The sequence below is a fragment of the Streptomyces sp. NPDC096132 genome, assembly GCF_044763345.1.
In the GTDB taxonomy this organism is placed as follows: domain Bacteria; phylum Actinomycetota; class Actinomycetes; order Streptomycetales; family Streptomycetaceae; genus Streptomyces.
On sequence record NZ_JBIWGA010000055.1, the window covers coordinates 1 to 19,650 of the forward strand.

The 19,650-nt window shown below is 73.3% G+C and carries 17 protein-coding genes; 8 read left to right on the forward strand and 9 right to left on the reverse strand.

Translation table 11 applies throughout. The features are described 5' to 3' along the window. Positions 1 to 244 precede the first annotated feature (244 nt). On the forward strand, positions 245 to 1,150 hold the full coding sequence (locus ACIRF9_RS50600) for a universal stress protein (RefSeq protein ID WP_403837189.1): 906 nt from the start codon (positions 245 to 247) through the stop codon (positions 1,148 to 1,150). Positions 1,151 to 1,165: 15 nt separating this feature from the next. On the opposite strand, the gene ACIRF9_RS50605 is transcribed toward ACIRF9_RS50600, so the two are convergent. Next, a complete protein-coding gene (locus ACIRF9_RS50605; RefSeq protein WP_403837190.1) occupies positions 1,166 to 2,053 on the reverse strand; it encodes a universal stress protein in 888 nt (295 codons plus the stop codon). Positions 2,054 to 2,259: 206 nt separating this feature from the next. Beyond that, entirely contained in the window at positions 2,260 to 3,258 is a 999-nt protein-coding gene (locus tag ACIRF9_RS50610) for an Acg family FMN-binding oxidoreductase (protein WP_403837191.1), read from the reverse strand. 252 nt (positions 3,259 to 3,510) lie between these two features. Between ACIRF9_RS50610 and ACIRF9_RS50615 the strand changes: the two genes are divergently transcribed. The 3 genes from ACIRF9_RS50615 to ACIRF9_RS50625 are packed head-to-tail and all read left to right on the forward strand — an operon-like array spanning position 3,511 to position 5,223. Then, a complete protein-coding gene (locus ACIRF9_RS50615; protein WP_403837192.1) occupies positions 3,511 to 3,822 on the forward strand; it encodes a DUF1876 domain-containing protein in 312 nt (103 codons plus the stop codon). A gap of 59 nt (positions 3,823 to 3,881) precedes the next feature. Then, positions 3,882 to 4,382 (forward strand): VOC family protein, encoded by a 501-nt coding sequence (locus ACIRF9_RS50620; RefSeq protein WP_403837193.1) that lies wholly within the window; start codon positions 3,882 to 3,884, stop codon positions 4,380 to 4,382. Positions 4,383 to 4,401: 19 nt separating this feature from the next. After that, on the forward strand, positions 4,402 to 5,223 hold the full coding sequence (locus ACIRF9_RS50625) for an SDR family oxidoreductase (RefSeq protein WP_403837194.1): 822 nt from the start codon (positions 4,402 to 4,404) through the stop codon (positions 5,221 to 5,223). Positions 5,224 to 5,230: 7 nt separating this feature from the next. Here ACIRF9_RS50625 and ACIRF9_RS50630 read toward each other — a convergent pair whose 3' ends face one another. From ACIRF9_RS50630 to ACIRF9_RS50655, 6 genes are all read right to left on the reverse strand, one after another. Next, positions 5,231 to 6,709, reverse strand: a complete 1,479-nt coding sequence (locus tag ACIRF9_RS50630) for an aldehyde dehydrogenase family protein (protein ID WP_403837195.1) — start codon at positions 6,707 to 6,709, stop codon at positions 5,231 to 5,233. 23 nt (positions 6,710 to 6,732) lie between these two features. Beyond that, a complete protein-coding gene (locus tag ACIRF9_RS50635) occupies positions 6,733 to 7,725 on the reverse strand; it encodes an oligopeptide/dipeptide ABC transporter ATP-binding protein (protein ID WP_403837196.1) in 993 nt (330 codons plus the stop codon). Then, positions 7,718 to 9,619: a dipeptide/oligopeptide/nickel ABC transporter permease/ATP-binding protein gene (locus ACIRF9_RS50640; protein ID WP_403837197.1), complete on the reverse strand. Its 1,902-nt coding sequence runs from the start codon at positions 9,617 to 9,619 to the stop codon at positions 7,718 to 7,720. The genes ACIRF9_RS50635 and ACIRF9_RS50640 overlap by 8 nt, the downstream gene beginning before the upstream one ends. Next, a complete protein-coding gene (locus ACIRF9_RS50645) occupies positions 9,616 to 10,554 on the reverse strand; it encodes an ABC transporter permease (RefSeq protein ID WP_403837198.1) in 939 nt (312 codons plus the stop codon). Before ACIRF9_RS50645 ends, ACIRF9_RS50640 begins: the two co-directional genes overlap by 4 nt. An 8-nt stretch (positions 10,555 to 10,562) precedes the next feature. Beyond that, positions 10,563 to 12,185, reverse strand: a complete 1,623-nt coding sequence (locus ACIRF9_RS50650) for an ABC transporter substrate-binding protein (RefSeq protein ID WP_403837199.1) — start codon at positions 12,183 to 12,185, stop codon at positions 10,563 to 10,565. 681 nt (positions 12,186 to 12,866) lie between these two features. Next, positions 12,867 to 13,679 (reverse strand): IclR family transcriptional regulator, encoded by an 813-nt coding sequence (locus ACIRF9_RS50655; RefSeq protein WP_403837200.1) that lies wholly within the window; start codon positions 13,677 to 13,679, stop codon positions 12,867 to 12,869. A 233-nt stretch (positions 13,680 to 13,912) separates the two neighbouring features. Here ACIRF9_RS50655 and ACIRF9_RS50660 point away from each other — a divergent pair, with 233 nt between their 5' ends. Genes ACIRF9_RS50660 through ACIRF9_RS50675 form a run of 4 tightly spaced genes read left to right on the forward strand, consistent with a single transcriptional unit; the run spans position 13,913 to position 17,841 of the window. After that, positions 13,913 to 14,737: an alpha/beta hydrolase gene (locus tag ACIRF9_RS50660; protein WP_403837201.1), complete on the forward strand. Its 825-nt coding sequence runs from the start codon at positions 13,913 to 13,915 to the stop codon at positions 14,735 to 14,737. Then, positions 14,734 to 16,266: a carboxylesterase/lipase family protein gene (locus ACIRF9_RS50665; RefSeq protein ID WP_403837202.1), complete on the forward strand. Its 1,533-nt coding sequence runs from the start codon at positions 14,734 to 14,736 to the stop codon at positions 16,264 to 16,266. Before ACIRF9_RS50660 ends, ACIRF9_RS50665 begins: the two co-directional genes overlap by 4 nt. Positions 16,267 to 16,325: 59 nt before the next feature. After that, complete coding sequence (locus ACIRF9_RS50670) at positions 16,326 to 16,883, forward strand: carboxymuconolactone decarboxylase family protein (RefSeq protein ID WP_403837203.1); 558 nt, start codon at positions 16,326 to 16,328, stop codon at positions 16,881 to 16,883. A gap of 25 nt (positions 16,884 to 16,908) precedes the next feature. After that, positions 16,909 to 17,841 (forward strand): aldo/keto reductase, encoded by a 933-nt coding sequence (locus ACIRF9_RS50675; protein ID WP_403837204.1) that lies wholly within the window; start codon positions 16,909 to 16,911, stop codon positions 17,839 to 17,841. A 563-nt stretch (positions 17,842 to 18,404) separates the two neighbouring features. Here ACIRF9_RS50675 and ACIRF9_RS50680 read toward each other — a convergent pair. Further along, complete coding sequence (locus tag ACIRF9_RS50680; RefSeq protein WP_403837205.1) at positions 18,405 to 19,538, reverse strand: MBL fold metallo-hydrolase; 1,134 nt, start codon at positions 19,536 to 19,538, stop codon at positions 18,405 to 18,407. Positions 19,539 to 19,650: the final 112 nt, after the last annotated feature.

Below are 19,650 nucleotides of genomic sequence, written 5' to 3' on the forward strand. Positions count from 1 at the left end.
CGTACGGCTGCGCCTGGAGCGCGAAGCGCTGGAGGTGACGGTGCCGCCGTCCGACCGCTCACCGATCGACATCCGCCTCCCGGACCGAGCGGTCCGCGTACCACCGGGGGACAGCTGCCGGCTCGTCCTGCCGGGATGACGAGGCCGGGCGGTCCCCGGAGAGGGACCGGGTGGCCTCTGCCCCCGCAGCCGACGCGCCGCGAGGCTGGTACCGGAAGACAGGCCGAGTGCTGGAGGTGCCGACATGCTGTCGCCCGTTGTCGCCGGAGTCGATGGTTCCGCCGAGAGCCTGGCCGCCGCCGCATGGGCGGCCCGCGAGGCCGGGCGACGGGACCGACCGCTGCACCTGGTGCACGCCTGGGACCGGCACCCCCGCCGGCAGGAGCGCGAGATCGCCGACGCCGCCCGGCGGCACCTGGCCCGCCGTGCCGTGCGCCGGGCGGAGGAACGCGTCCGTGCCGAGTGCCCCGACGTCCGCCTCACCGACGAGCAGCCGGCGGGCCCGGCGGTCGACGCCCTGGTGAAGGCGGCGGACCAGGCCGACGTCATGGTCCTGGGCTCGCGCGGCCTCAGCGGCTTCACCGGATTCCTCGTGGGATCCGTGGCGCTCGGCGTCGTCGCGCGGGCCACCCGTCCCGTCGTCCTCGTCCGGGCGGGCGAGGAGGCGGCGGACGAACACCTGCCGGCGGGCGACGGAAGCGCCTCGACGGACACCGGCCACCGGGACGTCGTGCTCGCGATCGACGTCGGCGACCCCTGTGACGAGGTCGTCGAGTTCGCCTTCGAGGCAGCCAGGCTGCGGCACGCCAGGCTGCGGGCCGTGCACGCCTGGCACACGGCCGCCGGCCCGCTCGGCCTCGGCTCCGGCGACATCGGCCGGGTGGACGACCCGGAGCGGGGCGAGGAGTGGCTGGGCTTCCTCCAGGCCGTGCTCCAGGTGTGGCGCGACAAGTACCCCGACGTGGAGGTCCTGGCCACGGTGGTGGAGGAGAGGCCCACGACCGCACTCGTCCGGGCCGCGACCGGAGCGAGCCTCCTCGTCGTCGGCCACCGCCTCGCCGAACGCCCGGTCGGCCCCCGCACCGGGCCCGTCACCCACGCGGCGCTCCAGCACGTCGGCTGCCCCGTGGCCGTCGTCCCGCACAGGTGAGCGGAGCCCCGGGCGTCACCCGTCCGCGTCGTGCGGTACGACGGCGACGGGGCACGGAGCGTGGTGCAGCACCGCGTGGGCGACGGGGCCGAGTTTCCACGTCAGGTGGGACGGACGGTGGCGGCGCCCCACGACGGTGAGCCGGGCGCGCGTGGCGGCGGACAGCAGGGCGTTCGCCGCAGGTTCCGTGACGACCTCCTGCGTGACGGGGACGTCCGGGAACTTCTCGCGCCACCTGTCCACGGCCGCGGTGAGCCGGGTGCGTCCCGCCGGCTCGCGGCGGCCGTCGGCGGGCTCGGGCGGCGCCGAGTGCGGCGTGTTGTGGGGCCGGGCCCACACCGCGCGTACACCGACGCCGTACGACTCCGCCGTGACGAGGGCGAATTCCAGCAGCGCATCGCTCGCCGGCCCCGGCTCCGACACCCCGACCACCACCTCGTCGCGTTCCGCCGCGGCGGGGTGACCCCAGCCCGTCTCGACGGCGGGATCGCCGGCCCGGACGGTGACCGTCGGGCAGGGAGCGAGGCCCAGCACATGCAGGCTGATGGATCCGAGCAGGAAACTCGCCATCGAACCGTGGCCGCGCGACCCGAGTACCAGTACGGACGCGTTCTCGCCGCGTTCGAGCAGGGCCGGGGCGGCCGCGTCCCGCACCAGTTCCGTCGTCACCGCCAGATCGCCGTGGCGGTGCAGCAACTCCGCGGCCGTCTGACGGAGCAGGTTGCGCCCGTACCGCTGTTTGCTCAGGGCCTCCTGCGGGATCGGCACATCGAGTGGCTGCGTGGTCCACGAGTGGAGCAGGACCAGGGGCAGCCGTCTGCGGGCGGCTTCGTCGGCGGCCCACCACGCGGCCGTCACGCTGCCGGGCGAGCCGTCGAGTCCGACGACGAGGGGGCCGGTCATGACGCACCTCCCGGGTCCGGCGCGACAGCCGGCCGGAGGCCCGCGGCCGCGCGCTGTCCCCCCACAGCCTCGATTCTCCGCAACCCCCTGCCGCCGGGGACAGGGCCGGACGGTGCGCTTCAGGGGTCCGACCGGCCCCTGCCGGAGGGCGGGACCAGGGGGTGTCTTGTGGGCGCCGGCAAGATCCACACGGGACCCCCCAGGGCTCACTCGATGTCGAGCACCTCGTGCACGGGGCGGCGTGGCGTGCCGGGGCCCGCGGGGCCGTAGCCGAGCCGCAGGACCATCTGGATGAAGGCCATCGCCGACCGCGGATCGCGCACCGTCCAGCGCAGTTCGGGCCATTCCAGGGCCTGGGAGGTGAGCGAGGTGGCGAGTCCGTCGAGGGTGGCCTGGAGCAGGACGCGCTCCATGGCCTGGCCCGCGAGCAGCCAGTCCCGCGGCCGGTCGCCGGTGGTGCCCAGGACGGCGAGCCGGGGCGCGTTCTCGAACACGGCGGACTCACGGCCGGGAACGGGCAGCCGGGCGGCGAAGTCACGCACGGGCGCCCTGCCGAACCGCTTGCGGGGGCCGAAGGCGTACCCAGGTATCCCGTCGGTCGCCGTTTCCGCCGCCGGACCCACGCGGGTCCAGTGCCTCAGCTCCTCGGAGGCCGCGGTGTCCAGGGCGTCGCGCCCCTCCGCGTCGTGGACCAGGTCCAGCAGGGTCCGCACATGCCATGCGTCGGGGAAGACCAGCCGCGCCCCCTCCAGGAGGGCGGCGGCGCGGAGGGCGTCCTTGAGGGGCCCTGGTATCTCCTCGTCGGTGAACGGATGACGGCTGGTGTGGCGGCGGCGGATCGCCGGGTACAGCGGGACGAGATCGGCCTCCGGGCCCTTCCCGGACAGCGCCGGACTCGTCAGCCGTACCGACGCGAGCAGGAGCGGGTTCGCCGGGTCGGGCAGCAGTTCGGCGGCCGTGGCCCAGCCCGCGTGGGCGGCGGCGACGCGCAGGTTGAAGAGGGCGGCGGCGCACCCCAGGTGAAGGGCGCGCGTGGTGGGGTCGGCATGCGGCATGGCACGGCCGAGGTCCGCGTACATCTGGAAGGCGCTGTCACCGCGGAGGAATCGGAATCTCCACGGCTGCGCGTTGTGCATGGACGGAGCGGCCGTGGCGTCTTCGACCAAGGCTGTCACGGTCGGCGTGTCGAGTTCACGTACGGACACCGGACCTGCCTCCCTTCAGGGGACCCGCTTCCGCGGCCACCCGGCACGGGTCTCGCGCCCGTGGTCTCGGCGGCCCACTCTCACCGTGGTCCCCGTCCGCCCGCCCGTCATGGGCCGAAGGGCCCAAACCGGACAGGTCCTTGGTCCCTCGAGTCGGCCGTGGCGGCTGCCTCGGTCTCGTACGAAGCTGGAAGGACGGTGAGCGCACCGCACCCGGGCCCCGGCGGCCCGTACCGAGTGAGGAGCAGAACGATGCCGCATACCGTGGAATGGAAGCTGCGTCTCTACCTCTTCGAGGACGAGGACGAAACCAGCGCACGCGTGGTGCTGAACACCGGCAGCACGGAACTCACCGGCCACGGTGCCGCGCACCGCAACCCCGAGGACACGGCCGTACCGGAGATCGGCGACGAACTGGCGGCGGGCCGTGCCCTGCGCGACCTCGGCCGACAGCTGGTGGAGGTGGCCGGCCGGGACATCGAGGCCGTGAACCCGCCCGCCGACGCGCGCAGCGCCGGTCCACGGACCGGCTGGCCGATGCCGGAACAGCCACAGCAGGCATGACGGGTGCGCGCACCCGCGCCATTGTGTCTCCCGGCCACCGGTGTCAGAATTCTGTTTCCGTGAGCGAGAACATCGTTTTCGTGAAACAGAAGGAGGCCTCTCCCGTGCGGTCGGCGGATCAGTTCCACATCGGCCTCGTCGTCGACGACGTCCCACGGGCGGCGGCCGAGTTGTCGGCCGCCGCCGGATACGAGTGGTGCGAGGAGATCGGCGCTCCGGCGTCCGTCGTGCTTCCGGCCGGCCGGACCGTCCTCGACCTCAGGTCCCTGTACTCGCGGTCCACGCCCCGGATCGAGCTCGTCCGGAGCGTCCCGGGCACCCTGTGGCAGGCCGCCGACTCCGGCATCCACCACCTCGGCTACTGGTCCGACGACGTGGCGGCCGACTCCGAGGAGCTGACGCGGCGCGGTCATGTCCGCGAAGCCCTGGGCGTACGGCCCGACGGCACCCCGCACTGGGCGTTCCACCGCGGCCCGGTTGGGCCGCGCATCGAACTCGTGACCCGCACGCTCCAGCCGGTCCTGGAGCGGTACTGGGCGACCGGCCGAAAACCGTCATGAACATCAGGAGGGGGCGCGGATGGCGACCGTGGGAATCGTGACCGGCGCCGGCCGGGGCATGGGGTTCGCGTGCGGGCGGCGGCTGACCGGCATGGTCGACCGGCTGCTGCTGGTCGACCGGGACGGGGCGAGCGTGACCGCCGCCGCCGACGAACTGTCCGCCACGGGGCACGGAGCCGTCGTGGAACCGTTCGTGCTCGACATCACCGACCGCGAGGGCCTGGCCGAACTCGCCCGGCGCGCCGCGGAGTCCGGAGTGCTCCGGGCCGTCGCCCACGTCGCCGGCATCTCACCCACCATGGCCGACTGGCGCCGCATCCTCATGGTGGACCTCGTGGGCACGGCCCTGCTCGCCGAGGCGCTCCGCCCGCTCGTCACCACGGGGACGGCGACGGTGTGCTTCAGCTCGATGTCGGCGATGCTCGGCCCCCGGGAACCGCACCCGGCGGCCGAGGCGGCCCTGAGCGAACCGCTCCACCCCGCCCTCCCCGACCGCCTCCGTGACGCGCTGGGGCCGTCCGCCGAGGACCCGGGCGTGGCCTACGCGTGGGCCAAGCGCGGCGTCCAGCGCTTCGTGCGGCGCGAAGCGGTGCGCGTCGGACCCCTCGGCGCCCGGGTGTGCTCGGTGTCGCCCGGCATCGTCGCGACGCCGCAGGGGCGGCAGGAGGCGGAGCACCACCCCTCGATGAAGGCGCTCGTGGAACGGACACCGCTGGGCCGGGAGGGGCGCCCCGACGAACTCGCCGCCGTGGTCGCCTTCCTCCTGTCGGACGAGGCGTCCTTCCTCACCGGCGTCGACATCCTGGTCGACGGCGGGGTGCTCGCCGCCCTGCGGGCGTAGCAGCCGATCAGGCCGCGTTGATGACCACCGCCTTCACCTGGGTCCAGTCCTCCAGGTAGTCGGGGCCCATGGAGCGGCCGAAGCCGCTGTGCTTGTAGCCGCCGAACGGCGCGCCGATCGCCCCGGCCGGTCCGCCGTCGCCGAGGGTGTTGACGGCGACCTGCCCGGCCTGGACCCGGCGGGCGAGGCGCACCGCCCGGCCCACGTCCCGCGTCCACAGCGTGGCGGTGAGGCCGTACCGGGTGCCGTTGGCGACGGCGACCGCCTCCTCCTCGTCCTCGTAGGTGAGGACGGACAGCACCGGGCCGAAGATCTCCTCCTGGGCGATGCGCATCCCGGGCAGCACCCGGTCGAACAGCGTCGGCTCGACGAAGTACCCGTCGTCGTACGGCGCTCCGGTCAGCTTGCCGCCGCCGACGACCACCTCGGCGCCCTCCTCCCGGCCGAGGGCCAGGTAGTCCAGCACCCGCCGCTCCTGACGGGCGTTGATCAGCGGGCCCATGTCCACCGGCTGGTCCCACAGTCCGACCCGAACCGCGCGGAAGCTCTCCGCCAGGGCCTCCACCAGCCGGTCGTGGAGGGAGGAGTGGACCAGCACCCGGGAGCCGGCCGCGCAGACCTGACCGCTGTTCATCACGATGCCGCGCACGATCGCCGGCACGGCCCGGGCGAGGTCGGCGTCCGGCAGCACGATCTGCGGGGACTTGCCGCCCAGTTCGAGCTGGAGCGGGATCAGATTGCGGGCGCAGGCCTCCATCACGGCAGTGCCGGTGGCGGGCGAGCCGGTGAAGCTCATCTTGCGGATGCCGGGGTGCGCGGGCAGGGCGGCGCCGGCCTCGGAGCCGTACCCGGTGACGACGTTGAGCACACCGGGCGGCAGGCCCGCCTCCTGGGCCAGCCGGGCCAGGTACAGGGCGGTGAGCGGGGCGTCCTCGGCGGGCTTGAGGACGACGGTGTTGCCCGCGGCGATCGGGGCGGCGGTGTTGAAGACCGTCATGGGACCGGGCGCGTTCCAGGGGATGATCGCGCCGACCACGCCGTACGGCTCGCGCAAGGTCAGTCCCAGGACGTCCGGGGAGCGGGTGGGCAGGGTGTCGCCGAACACCTTGTCGGCCTTGCCGGCGAGGTACGTCAGCCGCGCGGCGATGGGGGAGGGGCCGACGGGATGGCCGACCTCCCTCGCCTCCAGGCGGTTGATGTCGTCGTCGTGCTCGCGCACCAACTCGGCCCAGCGGTAGAGGAGTTCGCCGCGCACGGCGGGACTGGTGTCGCGCCAGGCGGGCAGCGCCTCCTCGGCGGCCCGTACGGCGTCGTCGACGTCCTCGGCGGTGCCGCGCGGGACCCGGGCCAGGACGGTGCCGGTGGCCGGGTCGACCACGTCGAGGGTGGCCTTGGAGCGGGCGGGGACCCACTCCCCGGCGATGAGGTGGGTGCCGTCGGAGAGGAGCGAGGCGATGTCGGGGGAGGCGGGGGCGGTGGTCGTCATCGAGGTCCTTGAAGGGAGAGGCGTCATGCCCGGTGGTCGGCTGTCTCGTCGGAGCGGTGGCAGGCCACGGCGACCCCGTCGCGGTCGACGAGTGCGGGCCGGGCCGTCCAGCAGATGTCCTGGGCGAAGGGGCAGCGGGGTGCGAACGCGCAGCCGTCGCCGGCGCGGCCCACGGCGGGTGCCGCCGCGGCAGCCCGGCGCCGCTCGGCCTGGCGCCGCCTCTGGACCACCGGGTCCGGGACCGGCGCGGCCGCCAGCAGGGCGCGGGTGTACGGGTGGGAGGGACGGTCGGCGACCAGCGCCGCCGGACCTCGCTCCACGACCCGGCCGGCGTACAGGACGACGATGGTGTCGCTGAGGTGGCGCACCACGGCCAGGTCGTGGGAGATGAACAGATAGCTCAGGCCGCGGGTGCGCTTGAGCCGGGCCAGCAGATTGAGCACCTGGGCCTGCACGGACAGGTCCAGCGCGCTGACCGCCTCGTCGCACACGACGAACTCGGGGTCCATGACCAGCGCCCGGGCGATGGCGATGCGCTGGCGCTGGCCGCCGGAGAAGGACGCGGGGTGACGCCGCGCCGCGCCGGGCGGCAGCCCCACGTCGTCGAGGGCCCGTAGCACCCGCTCCCGGATCTCGTCCGCGGGCAGCCCCAGGTTGTACCGCAAGGCCTCGCCGAGCGTGTCGCCCACGGTGTGGGCCGGGTTCATCGAGCCGTACGGATCCTGGAAGACCACCTGCATACGGCGGGCCAGCAGCCGGCGCTCCGCGCGGGAACCGCGCGTGATGTCCGCGCCGTCGAACTCGACGGAGCCGCCCGTCGCGGGGACCAGCCCGAGCACCGCCGAGCCGATGCTCGACTTCCCGGAGCCGGACTCGCCCACGAGCCCCACGGTCTCCCCGCGGCGCACCGTGAGATCGACACCGCGTACGGCGTGCACCGTGCCGCCGCGCCGACCGGAGCGGCGGTAGGAGACGTCCAGGTCGTGCACCCGCAGGAGCGTGGTGTGTTCAGTCATGGGCCGCTTCTCCGATCAGCTCGGCGGGCCGGATGCACCGCGTGGAGCGCTCCAGGGACGTGAGGTAGGAGATGACGACCGGCTTCTCGCGGCAGGCGTCGGTCACCCTGGGACAGCGGTTCTGGAAGTGGCAGCCGACCGGCCACTGGGCCGGCGGCGGCACGGCGCCCTCCACAGCGGGCAACGGCTCGCCCGGTACGGCGTGATGCGGGTCGGAGCCCAGCAGCCCGGCCGTGTACGGGTGGGCCGGCGCGGTGACCAGCGCGGTGACCTCGGCCTCCTCGACGACCTCGCCGGCGTACATCACCACGGCCCGGTCGCACAGGTCGGCCAGCACACCCCAGTCGTGCGTGATGAGCACGACGGCGGTGCCGCCGCTGCGCAGTTCGCGCAGCAGGTCGAGGATCTCGGCCTGCACGGTCACGTCGAGCGCGGTGGTCGGCTCGTCGGCGATCACCAGCGCGGGGTCGCCGGCCAGTGCGGCGGCGATGCCGACCCGCTGGGCCATGCCGCCCGACAGTTGGTGCGGATGGCTCGCGGCGACCCGGGCCGGATCGGGCAGCCGCACCCGGGCGAAGAGTTCCAGGGCACGCTGCCGGGCCTCCTTGCGGGTGCACCCGGTGTGGATCCGTACGGCCTCCGCCACCTGGGCGCCGGCCGTGAAGGAGGGGTCGAGGCTGGACAAAGGGTCCTGGGAGATCCAGCCGATACGGCGGCCCCGTACCCGGCGCAGCACCTCCGCGTCGGCGTGGGCCAGGTCGGCGCCCTCGAAGCGGATGACGCCCGACGTGATCGCGCCGCCCGCGGGCAGCATGCCCAGCAGGGAGGTCGCGGTGACGGTCTTGCCGCAGCCGGACTCGCCGACGATGCCCAGCACCTCACCGGCGCGCAGGTCGAACGACACGTCACGGATGACGTCCGTCGGCGTGCCGTCGATGGGCAGCGCGACGGTCAGTCCACGGACCGACAGCAGCGCGTCCTCGGCGGGTTCGGCCACCGGCGTGAGTGCCCTGGGCGCCTTCAGCAGGGCCTCGCGGGCGGCGCGCCTGCGGGACGGCGGCCGGTCGGCCGGGGGCGCGTACCGTTCGGCGAGCAGGTCGCGCAGGCCGTCGCTCAGCAGGCCCAGCGCCAGGATGAAGCTGATGATCATCGCGCCGGACGGCACCAGCAGCCAGGGATCGGTGCCGATGTTCTTCGACGCCTCGGCGATCATGTTGCCCCAGCTGGCCCGGGTCGTGCCCAGCCCGAGGAAGCCGAGCCCGGTCTCCAGGAGCACGGCGTAGGCGCCGTACACGGACGCCTGGACCAGGACGACTCCGGTGACCCGGGGCAGGACGTGCCGGCGGATGATGACCGCGTCGCGGATCCCGCCGGCGACGGCGGCGCGGACGTACAGCTCCTCCTTGACGCCGAGCGTGGCCGAGCGCACGACCCGGGCCAGGAGGGGTGCCCCGAGCAGGCCGTTGGCGGCCATGGCGGCGCTCTCGTCGTTGGTGAAGACCGACAGGACGACCAGGAGCACGATGATGACGGGGACGGCGGAGACCAGGTCGGCGCTCTTGAGGACGAACCGGTCGAACCAGCCGCCCCGGTAGCCCGCGACCATGCCGGCGGGGACCCCGATCGTCAGATACACCGTCAGGGTGATCACCACGCCGAGGAGGGTGATCTGCCCGCCGTGCATCAGCCGGCTCAGCACGTCCCGGCCCAGCTCGCCGGTGCCCAGCCAGTGGGCGCCGCTCGGGCCGGCGAGCGCGGCGGTGAGGTCCTGCTCCTCGGGGTCGTACGGGGCGAGCGGGCCGGCCAGCAGGGTGATCAGGAGGACGAGGAGGAGATAGCAGGCGGAGACCAGGGCGGCACGCTTGCGGACGAGGCCCTTGACGAGGCCCTTCATGTCCGCACCTTCGGGTTGAGCATCGTGTACACCACTTCGATCAGCAGATTGATCAGCATCACGGCCACCGTGAAGACCAGGGCGACGCCCTGGACCATGGGGATGTCCTGGGTGGAGGCGGCGGTCACGGCGAGACCGCCCAGCCCCGGCATGACGAACAGGGTCTCGGCGAGCACGGTCCCGCCGAACAGGGTCACCACGACCACCCCCAGGACGGTCACGATGGGCGCGGCCGCGTTGCGCAGCACGTGCCGGAAGAGGACGGACCGTTCCGGGACGCCGCGCGCCCGCAGGACGCGCACGTAGTCGCGGTCCAGCTGGGTGAGCACCCCGTCGCGGGTCTGCTTGGCCACCGGGGCGGTGGCCGGTACGCCGAGCGTGAGCACCGGCAGCACCAGCGACTGGAACCACTGGACGGGGGACTCGGTGAACGGGACGTATCCCGTGGCCGGGAAGACGGGCAGCCGCACGGCGAACGCCGTCATCAGCACCAGGCCGAACCAGAAGTTCGGCACGGCCAGCCCGACCAGGGCGACGCCGTCCACGGCGCGGCCGAGCCGTCCGCCCTTGAGCGCGCTGAGGACGCCGAGGGCCACACCCGCCACCGCGGCCACCAGGATCGCGCCGCCGATGAGGGAGAGGGTGACCCCGAGACGGGAGCCGAGCTGGTCGCTCACCGGCACGCCCGAGGTGATGGAATCGCCCAGGTCGCCGTGGAGGGCGCCGGTCAGCCAGTCCCCGTAGCGGACGGGGAGGGGCTGGTCCAGGCCGAGCTCGGCGTCGAGTGCCTTCACCTGGGCGGGGCTCGCGTTCGCGCCGAGGATGGTCCGGCCGGGGTCGCCCGGGACCAGGCTGGTCAGCACGAACGTCAGGGCGGAGACACCGAACACCACGGGGACGGCACCCAGGAGCCAGCGGAAGAGGATCCTGTGCATCTTGCCTCCTACTTGGTGGCGTAGAAGGCCAGCGGGCTGGCGAACGGGGCACCCGCGCTGACCTTCACCCCGCCGACGCCGGGCCGGACGTAGTAGTTGACCGGGGTGAAGGCGACAGGCGCGAACCAGGCGTTCTCCACCAGGTACTCCTGCATCTGCCGGTCGAGGCCGACGCGCTCCGCCGGCTCCGCCGCGGCCGCCTTGTCGAACAGCTCGGTGAGCTCCGGGGAGCTGCTTCCGAAGCCGTTGAACACCTTCGAGCCGGGCATGAACAGGTCCAGGCCCTCCAGGTACATGGGCTCCTCCGTGAAACCGCCCGAGACCGCCGGGTACTTGTGGTTGGTCTGGTTCTCCACGAAGGAGGTGATGCTGGTCATCGCGGAGACCTTCACCTCGATGCCCACCTTGGACAGCTGGCCCGCGATCGCCTCGGCCATCGTGTCGAAGCCGACGAACGTGGCCGCCAGCACCGGGAGTTCGAATCCGTCCGGGTAGCCGGCCTCCGCGAGCAGCTTCTTCGCCTTGGCGGGGTCGTAGGGGTAGCGGTCGGCGAGCTCCTCCGAGTAGCCGTCGCCGCCCTTGATCACGGTCTGCACCGTGGGCGTGCCCTGGTCGCCGAGCAGGGCCTTGGTGACCGCCTCCCGGTCGATGGCGTAGTTGATCGCCTGCCGCACCCGCACGTCACCGAGCGGCTTGGACACCTCTCCCTCCCGGTCGATGAGGCTCAGCCCCTGGAGGATCACCGGGAGGCCGACGGTCGTCATGCCGGCCGCCTTCGCCGAGGCCGCCGAGGTGTAGTCGCCCTTGTAGACGTCGACCTGGCCGGTCTTCATGGCGTTGATCGCGGTCTGACCGTTCTGCACGATCCGGATGACGATCTTCTTGTAGTTCTGCTGGGACTTGTCGTAGTAGTTCGGGTTGGCGGTGTAGGTGTAGTGGTCGCCCGCCACGCTGTCGGAGGGCTCGTAGACGTAGGGCCCGGCGCCCTGGCTCGTCTTCGTCGGCGTCAGACCCGCCGCGTCGGCGAGGCCCTTGGGGCTGATGATCTGGCCGATGCCGTACGACTGGGTCAGCAGCGTGGGGAGGATCGGGTTGGGCGCGGCCAGCTTGATCGTCAGCGTCAGGTCGCCCGTCGCCTCGATGGTGGCGTCGGTCAGATAGTGCGCCTGGTTGCCCTGCGCCCTCTTCGCGTACTCCAGGGACGCCTTCACGGCCTCGGCGGTCACGGGTGTGCCGTCCGCGAACTTCACGCCCGGCCGCAGGGTGACCGACAGCTCCTTGTTGCCCGAGCCCACGTACTCCCAGGACTTGGCGAGCGCAGGCTCCACGGTGCCCTCGGGGGACAGGTGGAACAGCGACTCGTAGGACAGCATCGTGAAGTCGACGAAGCCGAGGTCGAGGCTGCCGGGGTTCATCGACGGCGGGGCCTGCTGCTCGGCGACGGTGAGCGTGTCGCCGGCCACCTTGGTGCCGCCGGTGCTCTTGCCGCCCGCGGTGGTGCCGGTGCCTCCGCCGCACGCGGCCAGCGTGAGCGTGAGGGCGGTGCACAGGACGGCGAGGCTTGCCCGGGGGGTGCGGGAACTCCGGCGGGTTCTCGGGGCCGGGTGCGGTACGGCTTCGTAGGACGTCATGGTCTCTCCTTGCTCGGAGCTCTGCGGGGCGTGGCCGTGGCTCGGGCGGGGTGGACGGCCGGGACCCGGCCCGCCTGCGGGGCGGCGTCGTACGGCACGGCGATCCGCCACGGAGACGAGCCCGGGACAGCTGAACGGCCGGGTGCGCCGGACCGACCGGACGCCGACGGGGATCGTGGGTTCCGTCGGGGGCCGGACAGGGGGCTGGGGTCCGGACGGGACGCTTGGGTCCGGACGGGACGCTTGGTTCCGCACGGGAACCACCCGCGCCTGTGCGCCGGGTGGGCGAGCGGCCTGTGGCCTGAGGGGGAGGAGTGCGTCGCGGGGGGACCGCCGCGCGGCACGGCCGGGGCCGGGTCGGGCGGGCGGTGACGGATGAGCGGCGACGAACCGGAGGTGCTCCCGCTGCTCGCGAGGATCGCGCTCGGGGTGCTGCCGCACCGGGGGCCGGCCGGTGCACCGGGGCGCGGGGCGTCACCTACGCGACGGCGGACGAGACGCGATCGGCCCGGTGGTGTAACCCTGCTGAAACGGGGCGGTGGTGTCTACGGGTCGTGCAAGGCGAGAAGGGCGACCGTTGCGCAAGATAAGCGTGCGGATCCGGTGCGGATCACGGGGGTGCGCGACGGCCCGCCGCGGGTGTAAGCGCGTACGCGGTGAGGGGTGCGCCCTCACCACGGCTCAGCCCAGCAGCCCGTGCAGCGCGTCCGCCGCCGTGCGGACCTGCTCGGCCCACTCCAGGAGGGCCTCCCGCGAGTCCAGGTACGTGATGGCCGAGACGCTGACGCCGCCGATGACGGCGCCCTTGGCGTCGCGGACGGGGGCGCCGAGGCAGCGCACGCCGATCTCGTTCTCCTCCTCGTCGAGGGCGAAGCCCTGGGCGCGTACCCGCTCCAGTTCCGTGCGCAGGGCGTCGAGGTCGGTGATGGTGTGCTCGGTCCGGGCCGCCAGCCCGACGCGCCCCACCAGCGCGGTCAGCTCCTCGTCGGTCAGGCCCGACAGGACGCACTTGCCGATGGCCGTGGCGTGCAGCGGGAGATGCATGCCCACGCGGGACGCGGTCTGCACCGGCTTCGGGCCGGCCACCTTGATGAGGCAGGTGGCGGCGTCCCCGGTGCGCACCCCCAGGTGCACGGTGTTGCCGACGCGCCGGCTGAGCACCTCCAGCTCGGCCCGCATGATCTGGTCCTCCTCGCACCCCTGGGTGACCCGGGCGGCGAGGGCCCGCAGCCGGGGTCCGGGGCCGTAGCCGCCGGTGCCGTCGGCGGCCAGGAACGAGGTCGCCACCAGGTTGTTCAGGATGCGGTGGGCGCTGGCCTTGGGCACCCCGGCGGCCGCGGCGACATCGCCCAGCCGGTGGGGGTAGCCGGGGGCGACGGCGGCCTCCAGCAGGTTGAGCGCCTTGTCGGTGGCGTTCCCCGCGAGGGAGCTGCGGCCCCCGCGCCCGCCCGGCTGGGCGAGCTGAGAGTCCTCTGAAGTTTCGATCCCGGCCATTGACAGGTCTCCCGTCGCGCGCTTTCACTGATGAGCGTTCGAAGCCGTTCCACAACAGGATACGGCATTCCACGTAATGGAACGCCCGTGAGGGGTGGAGCCGGAGGGCTGCCGGCACCCGCCTCGGAGGATCACGGGCCGCGTGCGAGAACCCACGAGAACCCACGCGAACCCCCGAAAGGACAAGCACCGTGGTGCAGAAGGTTCACAAGGTAAGCACGACCCCGGAACAGATGGCAGAGATCGAACGGCAATGGATCGATCCCGTCCAGGAGGACCAGGAGCTCACCACGTTCCGGCTCTACCCGCAGCCCTCGCGCGGCAGCGCGGACGCCCAGGGCAGCTACCAGCTCTATCTGCCGCCCCAGTACGAGACCGAGCCGGAACGACGGTTCCCTGTCATCTACTGGCTGCACGGCGGTTTCGGGAACTCCCGTCAGGGTTCCGAAATGGTTGCGCGGATCGACAAGGCCGTCCGCGGCGAGGTGATCCCCCCGACGATCGTCGTCCTCCCGCACATCCTGCCGATCGGCTGGTACGTCGACTCCAAGGACGGCGCCCGTCCCCTCGCCCAGATCACCGCCTTCGACCTGGTCCAGCACGTCGACACCACCTACCGCACGATCCCCGAGGCCGCGGCCCGCACCGTCGAGGGCTTCTCCATGGGCGGCTTCGGCGCCCTCCACCTCGGCCTGAAGTACCCGAAGATCTTCGGCAAGGTGTCGGCGATCGCCCCCGCCATCCTGCGCGACCTGAAGGACGAGCCCGAGGACCGGGTGAACAACACCTACTTCGGCGACCAGGAGTACTACGACCTCTGCCACCCGTGGAGCCTCGTCCTCGCAGGCGCCCCCGAACTGCGCCGCACCAGCCAGGTCCGCCTGCTGTCCGGCCGGCTCGACACCCGCCTGGCCCCCACCATCCGCGACCTCGACGCCCGCTTCACCGAACTCGGCGTCCCGCACGACTTCTTCGAGTTCCCCGACGCCGACCACGAGTACCCCGACATCATGGACGGCTACGGCGACGCCTACTACGCCTGGTGGCGCACCGCATGACACCCTCGCGCCCCACGGCGCGCACGGAACACGGCCGTGTCTCCGGGACCGCGGCCCTGCTGCCCGGCGTGACCGTGTTCAAGGGGGTGCCCTACGCGGCGAGCACCGAGGGCCCACGCCGCTGGCGCCCCCCGGTCCCACCCGCCCCCTGGGACGGCGTCCGGCCCGCCCACTCCTTCGGTCCCCTCTGCCCCCAGCCGCCGTCGGCCCTCGCCGACCCGGCGCTCCCGCGCGGCGAGGACTGCCTGAACCTCACCGTCTGGACCGCCGCCGTGCAGTCGGCCGCACGCCTCCCTGTCCTGGTCTGGCTGCACGGCGGCCGCTTCCTCTACGGCTCGGGCGCCGACCCGCAGTACGACGGTTCCGCCCTCGCCGCCCAGGGCCTGGTCGTCGTCACCGTCAACAGCCGCCTCGGGGTGCTGGGTTACCTGGCGACCCCCGGACTCGGCGCCGAGTCGGCCGACGGCACTTCCGGCAACTACGGCCTGCTCGACCAGATCGCCGCCCTGACCTGGGTGCGCCGCAACATCGCGGCCTTCGGCGGCGATCCCGGACGGGTGACGATCGCCGGGCAGTCGTCGGGCGCCGCGTCCGTCATGGACCTGGTGTACTCGCCGCTCGCGGCCGGTCTCTTCCGCTGCGCGCTCGCGGACAGCGCGGTCCTGCACCCCAGGGATCCCGCGATCGCCACCCTCGCCCCGTCCCACCGCACCCTCGCGCAGGCCGAGCACGACGGAGCCGCCTACGCCCGCGAGCGCGGCGCGGACACGCCGGACGAGCTGCGCGCCCTGCCGGTCGACACCCTGATCGAGGGCAGCGCGGCCGACGACCCGCGCATCCCGGGCTCGCCACCACCCCCGCTGTTCCGCCCGGTCGTCGACGGCCGGGTCCTGCCCGACACCTACGGCACCGTCCTCGCCGCCGGCGCCCAGAACGACGTACCACTCCTCCTCGGCAACAACCGCGACGAGAGCGGAGCCGGACCGGGCGTCGCGCCGACCGTCGAGGAGTACGAGCACCGGGCGGCCGGCCGCTACGGCGACTTCACCGCGGAGTTCCTCACCCTCTATCCGGCGGCCACCGACACCGAGGCGAGCGCACAGCACACCGCCGCCCGCGCCGACTCCGCGCGCACCAGTACCCATCTGTGGACGGAAGAGTGGACGAAGGGCGCCACGAGCCCCGTCTTCACCCACTTCTGGACCCGCACCCCGCCCGGCCCCGAGGGAGCGGCGCGCGGCGCGTACCACGGCTCCGAGATCCCGTACCTGCTCGGCTCCCTGCACGCCCTGGACCGGCCCTGGACGGAGGAGGACCGGCACACCGCCGCCCTGCTCACCGCCTACGTGACCCGCTTCGCGTCCACCGGCGACCCGAACGGCCCGGGCCTGCCCACCTGGCCCGCGACCCGCGCCGACCGGCCCGAGGTGTTCGAGACCGGCCATGGCTGGGCGCCGATCCCGCTCGCCGACCCGGCGCGGACGGCCTTCCACCGCCGCTTCCTCCTGGCGCAGACCACCACCTGGTGACCCCTGCCTCTTCTCTTCTCCCCCTTGTCTCCATCTTCTTTGTGAAAGGCATCGCGACCATGCGACTCGCCCCGCTGACCAGCCTGACGCCCGAACAGACCGAACTCCTCGAAACCATCGTCGGCCCCGGAGTCGAACCGCCGCCGCCGTTCCTCGCCTGGGCGCGGAACATGGAGCTGGCCCACTGGGTCGAGAACCTGGGCGCCTACTGCCGCAACCGCTCCCGGTTCCCGCAGCGGCTGCGCGAGCTGAGCGTGCTCATCGCCGGCCGCCACTTCGACAGCCGGTCCGCCTGGAACGCCCACTACGAGCAGGCTGTCGAGGAGGGCGTACCGGCCGAGTGCCTGGACCGGCTGGCCCGCGGCGAGGACCCCGGCTTCAAGGCCGAGGACGAGCGCGTCTTCCACGCCTTCGCGCACGAGATGCTCTACGACCACTTCGTCACGGACGAGACCTACGCCGCCGCGCTCGCGCTTTTCGGCGAGGACGGGGTGCTGGACCTGATCGGCTGCATCGGCAGTTTCAGCATGTCCGCGATGATGCTCAACACCTTCCGGATCCCCCTCAGGGACCATCTGCCCAACCCTTTCCCGGAGACCGACGGCTTCCCGTACTGACGGCCCGAACCGAAAGGGTGTGGCGATGCCGCATTCCCCCCTGCAGTTGCTCGACGGACTCCTCGACCAGGAGGACATGGAGACCGCCGTACACCGCTTCGTCCTCGGCGGCCCCTTCGGAGCGGAGCCCGCCGAGGCCTCCGCCGAGCGGCTCACCCACTTCGCCGACGCCGGCGGGCTGCTCGTCGAGACCTCGCACAGCTACGCCCGCGGCCGGGCCGAGGCGGCGGTCGGCGAGTGGCTGCGCGGCAATCCCGGCACGCTCGGGGTGGCGACCAAGGTCGGCCACGACACCACCGGGGCGGACATCCCGCTCGGCCGCGCCCTCGTGCACGACCACGTACGGGCCGCCCTGGGAAACCTCGGCGTCGAGGTCATCGACGTCCTGCTGTACCACTGCGACGATCCCGCCCGGCCCGTCGCCGAACTCGCGGACACCCTCGTCGGCCTCGTGGAGGCCGGGTACGTCCGCCGGGTCGGCGCCTCCAACTGGCGGGCGGAACGGCTCTCGGAGCTCGCCGCCGAGCTCGTGGGGCGGGGCCACACGCCCGTCGCCAGCTACCAGTTCAGCCTCGCCGAGCCCGATCCTGCCCGGCTGGAGGGCAGCCTCCACGCCGACAGCGCCGTACTGGACGTCGTACGCGAGCACCGGCTGCCCCTGTTCGGCTGGTCCTCGCAGGCCCGCGGCTTCTTCGCGCACACCGGTACGCGGCAGGTCAACGGCAGGCCGGACCCGTACGACACCGAGGCCAACCGCGCCCGGCGCCGCCGCTGCCGGGAACTCGCCGCGCAACTCGGCTCCCGGCCCGAGACGGTGGCCCTGGCCTGGACCCTGCACCACCCCGGGATCTGGCCGTCCATCGGACCACGGACGACCGAGCAGATCGACCGCTCGCTCGAGGCCCGCCGTCTGACGCTGACCGACGACCGGCTCGACTGGCTCCGGAACGGCCGGTGAGCCGGGAGCACACCGTCGGCCCCGGAATCCCCCCGCCACCATGGCGCCGCCGTGTCTCCGCGAAGGCCGCCGTCTGCGGGGCGTTCGTCGCCGCGAACTTCATGGCGATCATGGACACCATGATGGCCGTCGGCGCCACCGGCGCCGCTCCGCTCATGGCCTTCAAGGCGCCGCTCTCCGACGGCACGGCTCCGCTCGCGATCCGTGCCTCGATGTATCCGCTCGGCTGCTGTGTCGGCACGGTCTTCATGAACGGCCAGAACGCCGCGCTCGTGACCGTCCCGCCCGACCGGACCGCCGACGCCACCACGGTCCTCGGCATACAACGGCAGACCGCCGGTGCCTTCGGTGTCGCCCTGGCCGGCACCCCGGCGGCCGGCTCCGGCGGTCCGGCCGGTGCGGCGGGCGCCGCCTGCCGCCTCGGCTTGGGAGCGGCCCTTCACCCGCACCGAACCGGGCTCACCGGCAGCGAGCGGCGCCCCGGCGGCTCGCCGTCGGCCTCGACGAGCCTGACCGCGCGGCCGGGACCGGACCCCACCGGTCGGCTGCCCGCCCCCCACGGCTCAGCGGCCGTTGGTCCGGTCTCGGCCCACCGGTACGCGCATCAGGTCCTCGCCCAGGAGCACCCGGCCGCCGAAGTCGGCGCGGTGCGCGCTGTCCCGCAGAAGCCGGCGCCAGGTGGCGTCCGAGGTGACCGCCGGGTCTCCCGGGCCGAGGTGGGTGGCGACCAGAGTTCCCACCCCGGCCTCGGCCGCGATCCGGCCGAGTTCGGACACATCGGTGTGGGTGGCGAGGATGTGGTCGATGAGGGCCTGCGGCAGGCCGAGGGCGGCCAGCCCGCCCGGGTGGAGGGCCTCGTGCACCAGCACGTCGGCGCCCCGGGCGAGCCCGATGACGTTCGGGGTCGGCGACGTGTCGCCGGAGAACACGACGCTGCCGCGGTCGGTGTCGAAACGGTAGGCGTACGCGGGGTAGACGGCGCCGTGCGGGACCAGCACGGCGGTGACCCTGACGTCGTCGTTCTCCATGACCGTGAAGGGCGCCATGACCGGTGCGGTGTGTGCGGTGGAGGCGCCGACGGCGTCCGGTGGCAGCACGTCGTGGACCCGCAGCAGGGTGGCCGGGTCGATGCCGATGTGTTCGGTCATGAAGAAGGTGGGGGCGGCGGCGTACGCCTGTCCGGCCAGTCTCGTCATCTCGACGGTACCGGGTACCGGGCAGGGGGCCCCGGCGACGGTCGAGGCGATGCCCGCCGGGCCGGGGCCGTACACGTCGACGGGGCTCCGGAAGCCCTGGGCGCCCGCGGCGCCGGCCGCGAGCATCGGGAAGGCGTAGTAGTCGACGACGTGGTCGGCGTGCAGGTGGGTGAGGAAGATGCCCGCCAGCGAGGGCATCGACAGCCCGGCGCGCAGGTACTGGCTCACCGCGCCCCGACCGCAGTCGACCACGTACGTCCGGCCGTTGACCACCAGCGCCTGGGAGATTCCGTACCGGGACGCCAGTGGCGGTGGCCCGGCGTTGGTGCCGAGGAGGGTCAGGGACGGACCCGTGCCGACGGAGGCGGCAGGCGTCGCCGCGGCGGCCGGTTCTCCGCTCAGCAGCGGTACGGCGAAGGCGGCCGCCGACGCGGCCACCGCGCCCAGCAGCGTCCTGCGCGACGCGGACGTGCCGGTGCAATCGGCCGAGGACTCACACATGGGGCAATCGCTCCTTCGCGGTCTCCTGATGAGCGAAGCCAACCCTCGCCAGGACCCGAGGGGCTGTCCACGGGTCCGGCACGAATCGGGGCTTCTCGGCGCGCAGCCTCAG